A 1,818-nucleotide genomic window follows, 5' to 3' on the forward strand; every position below is an offset into this window, starting at 1 on the left:
CCTGCATGAACGGATGACGGATGCAGGAGGGCTCGCCGTCCGCCCCTCATGCATCCGTCGAAGGGTCATGCATCCGGAGGGGCGACGAAGCCGTCGGCTCCCGCGACCGACACTGATACCGTCGAAGGGCAGCCGCTTTCCGGGCAGGTCGAGCCTTCCGCTCCCACCGGGACAGAACTGTTCCTCGCTCGGATGCGGCCGCTGACCGATACATGACTGAAGAGTATGAGGACGATACGTGACGAGCAGAGAACGAGTAGCGATCATCGGCGCCGGCCCCTCGGGGATGGCGCAACTGCGGGCCTTCGAGTCCGCGGGCCGCGCGGGGGCGGACATCCCCGAGCTGGTCTGCTTCGAGAAGCAGGCCGACTGGGGCGGACAGTGGAACTTCACCTGGCGCACCGGACTCGACGAGTTCGGCGAACCGGTGCACTCCAGCATGTACCGCAACCTGTGGTCGAACGGCCCGAAGGAGGCGCTGGAGTTCGCGGACTACAGCTTCGACGAGCACTTCGGCCGACCCATCTCCTCCTATCCACCGCGTCCCGTGCTGTGGGACTACATCGCCGGCCGCCTGGAGAAGAGCGACGTGCGCGACCTGATCCGTTTCCAGACGGTGGTGCGCTGGATCGAGTTCGACAGTGAGCGCGAGGTCTTCACGCTCACCAGCGAGAATCTGCCCACCGGTGAGTCGACCGTGGAGGAGTTCGACCGCGTCATCGTCGCCAGCGGGCACTTCTCCTTCCCGAACATGCCGGACTTCGCCGGTATCGAGACGTTCCCCGGCTACATCAGCCACGCCCACGACTTCCGCGGCGCCGAGGCGTTCGCCGACAAGGACGTGCTCGTGATCGGCGCGAGTTACTCGGCGGAGGACATCGGCAGCCAGGCGTTCAAGATGGGCGCCCGCTCGGTCACCGCGAGCTTCCGCTCGGCACCGATGGGTTACGACTGGCCCGAAGGCATCGAGGAGCGCCCGGTCGTCGAGCGCTTCGAGGGCGACGTCGTGTTCTTCGCCGACGGCACGTCGAAGCGCGTGGATGCGGTGATCATGTGCACCGGATACCTGCACAAGTACCCGTTCCTCCCCGATGACCTGGCGCTGTCGTCGCCGAACAACGTCTACCCCGACGGCCTCTACCGGGGCGTGGTCTGGCAGGGCAATCCGCGTCTCACCTACCTCGGCGCGCAGGACCAGTGGTTCACGTTCAACATGTTCGACGTGCAGGCCTGGTACGTGCGCGACCTGATCCTCGGCCGCATCGTGCTGCCGGATGAGGCCGAGCGCGCCGCATCCATCGCCGAGTGGCGCGCGCGATTCGGGCAGATCGACTCGGCGGCTGCGGAGATCCGCTTCCAAGCCGACTACATCCGCGACCTGCTGGAGCTCACCGACTACCCGGAGTTCGACATCGACCGGGTCGTCGAGATCTTCCTCGCGTGGAAGCACGACAAGCAGGACGACATCATGGGCTACCGCGACCGCGTCTACGAGTCGGTCATGACCGGCACGCTCGCGGTCGTGCACCACACGCCGTGGCTCGAAGAGCTCGACGACTCCCTCGAGCGGTACCTCGATGTGGATCCGGACTCGGTCGAGACGGCTCGCATGGTCGGCGGCCTGCCGCGCGACGACGACCGTGAGGCGCTCGCCACCCTCTGAGCCCGCATGAGCCGCACTCCGTCCCTCCCGCCCTCAGCGGTGTGAGGGACGGAGTCATCAGAGCGCGGCGTCAGAGCGCGAGGTCGGCGGGCGGCACGGTGGCGTCGGCCGTCGAGTCCGACACGGTCGCGCGGCGGCGACCGCCCCAGACGACG

1 protein-coding gene is annotated in these 1,818 nt (G+C 67.2%); it reads left to right on the top strand.

Annotated elements, in window-relative coordinates:
• The first annotated feature begins 238 nt into the window (after positions 1–238).
• Positions 239–1,663, top strand: a complete 1,425-nt coding sequence (locus tag ACNPM4_RS00735) for an NAD(P)-binding domain-containing protein (protein ID WP_448984363.1) — start codon at positions 239–241, stop codon at positions 1,661–1,663.
• Positions 1,664–1,818: the final 155 nt, after the last annotated feature.

Source organism: Microbacterium umsixpiens, from assembly GCF_053543675.1.